Below are 2,043 nucleotides of genomic sequence, written 5' to 3'. Positions count from 1 at the left end.
GGGGGAGAAGTCGGTTGAGCAGGTGGAGCAGGACCTCCGGGCTGCTTTGCGGGGCATCGCCGTGCTCACTCCCGACAGGGTGGAACCGTACCGTGCCGATTGCCAGGTGAGCGATGTGATCCCGACCGCCGAGCTCGCGGGGGAGGCCGAACTGCAGCGGATGACCGACCGTCTGAGGGAACGGGGCTGGGACCACTACGACGGGGACGGTACGGTCATGAACCTCGGTGACGGAACCGCGGGGGTGATGCTGGAGCACGGGATCTGGGCGCTCATGGTGGGATCGGCTCGGTTGGAGCGGGAACAGCGGGAGGCGGCCGGCGTGGAGTTCGGGATCGCCGTCGACGCCATCGGCAGGTGCGGCAGAGACGCGAACGCGGGCTGAGCCGGGCCTTGGCCCGCAGTCCTGGTCCCGCTGCGCGAGATCGCCTGGGAAGACGAGACCATTTTCGGCGACGCCCGTAAGCACGCGACCGCCGTGTGGAGCGGAAGCGGGCTGAAGAAGGTGAAACATCCCCAGGACAACGCCTCCCGGATCGCTGATCTCGAATGGAAATGTTCTTTACGTTCGGTATGTCTCTTGAGGCATCTACGAGGACGAGGCTTCCCAGCTCGGACTTCTGTAGCACTAGATGAGCCATCACAGTTCAAGGAAGCGACACTGAGACACTGGTCCGCCGTGTCGATCTGCGTGGGGACCAAGGTGCCGCCCACGATGAGCACAGTGCCCTTGCGGAACCACGGCGGGGTCTCAGCGCGAGCAGTGGTGCGATGCGGTCGATGATGTGGTCGGCCGCGGACTTCGAGCTTCCGAACAACGGCGCGAGCTGGCGCAGGGTCAAGCGTCATGCAAGGCCGTGCGCGCTGCAGTGAGGAACGACGTTCGCCTCGTCGTAAGTTCCGCAACCACCTCAGATTGATTCAGGTTTTGATGCAATAGATTCTGGTACTGCTGTATCTCCCATTACAGTATTTGTGGAAATTCCGTCCGGGTGGTCTCGCGCAAGGACTCCCAGCCCGGCCTATAGTGCGGACGCTGCATCACCATCTCGTGAACCGTTCTCAACCGCAGGGGTGGCGAGTTTTGGCCGAATGAGTCGTCCGCATGTCTGTAAGCCGCTTCAATCTGCGCTTGATGCCGACCAACGGCCCTCAGTCGATCCGACCTCCTGAGGTACTTGTTCAGGGTGTCGATAATATTGCTGGCGCTTTCGGCAACGGGATCGGGGCCCTCGATCTGAATAATGGCGAATTGACGACGAAGGGCGGCCAAAGCTATAAGGGCGTCCTTTCTTGCTGCGGCTATCTCTTCGTTGGGAGACCCGTGCTCGGTCGACACCTCTTCGATAGCGATCTGAGTGGTATCCATGGCGAGGAGGAAAGCGCTGTATGACTCTCTCCGTATTTCTCTCACCCACTGAGCGCGGGCCTCTATGGCGGACGACCGTACTGCGTCAACAGCCGCGTCGTAGGTCTTTTGCGCCTGCTGCATCGCTGCCTTCATCTGCCAACGGCCCACCAGGAGTGCCCCGGATACACCGACAAGGGCTACGCCAGCAGCCGCAATTGCTCCTATACCTGCGAGAGCCATGTGCCTGAGCTTGCCTCAGTCGCGCGGGCGCGGCCCGGTGTTCACGACGATTGCAGGGCAACGGCTCAGGGGGCCGAGTGCCGTACCCTGCTGGTCGTGGGCCGGAACCGCAAGGCCGCACTCGGCTGGGACCAGCAAGCCGCTGCCATGCCACCCGGGGTGTTCACCCGTTCCGTCGGCATGCGCCTTGCCATCGTCGGAACCGCCCACCTCCAGGCCCGCGACCTCGACCACGGACTCGAGTTCGGCAACCGCAGCGTCGACATCCTCGCCCGCGTCCAGTCCACCCGCACCAAGGACCACGTCCGCGAGTTCAACGCGCCCTGGCCCCCTGGCGGCGTGAGCCAGCCGTTCGCAAATTCATCCACCGCACCGGCAAAGAGACCGGTGCCGCCGCCTGACCTCGGAATAGGGGGTGGGCTCAGTGGCGGCGACCTGGTGGCCGTCGGCGG

The 2,043-nt window shown here is 63.6% G+C and carries 2 protein-coding genes and 2 pseudogenes; 2 read left to right on the top strand and 2 right to left on the bottom strand.

Features of this window, described 5'->3' with window-relative positions; genetic code table 11:
* Positions 1 to 385, top strand: a 385-nt coding sequence (locus tag FF041_RS38400) for a hypothetical protein (protein WP_407698223.1), incomplete at its 5' end; no start/stop codon positions are given.
* Between the two features lie 293 nt (positions 386 to 678).
* Here the strand turns inward: FF041_RS38400 and FF041_RS34615 are convergent.
* Together FF041_RS34615 and FF041_RS34610 are read right to left on the bottom strand one after the other, a co-directional pair.
* A pseudogene (locus tag FF041_RS34615) lies at positions 679 to 842 on the bottom strand (IS5/IS1182 family transposase); the annotation flags it as partial.
* A gap of 122 nt (positions 843 to 964) precedes the next feature.
* On the bottom strand, positions 965 to 1,591 hold the full coding sequence (locus FF041_RS34610; RefSeq protein ID WP_153526403.1) for a hypothetical protein: 627 nt from the start codon (positions 1,589 to 1,591) through the stop codon (positions 965 to 967).
* Between the two features lie 96 nt (positions 1,592 to 1,687).
* Here FF041_RS34610 and FF041_RS38395 point away from each other — a divergent pair.
* Positions 1,688 to 2,043, top strand: a pseudogene (locus tag FF041_RS38395) (hypothetical protein); the annotation flags it as partial.

The organism is Streptomyces jumonjinensis (genome assembly GCF_009600885.1).
GTDB lineage: Bacteria > Actinomycetota > Actinomycetes > Streptomycetales > Streptomycetaceae > Streptomyces > Streptomyces jumonjinensis.
This window is presented reverse-complemented; position numbering and strand designations above follow the sequence as displayed.

What these genes read in the sequence shown, in the direction of transcription:
- FF041_RS34610 (WP_153526403.1), bottom strand. Translation starts at nt 1,591, where the DNA reads ATGGCTCTCGCAGGTATAGGAGCAATTGCGGCTGCTGGCGTAGCCCTT.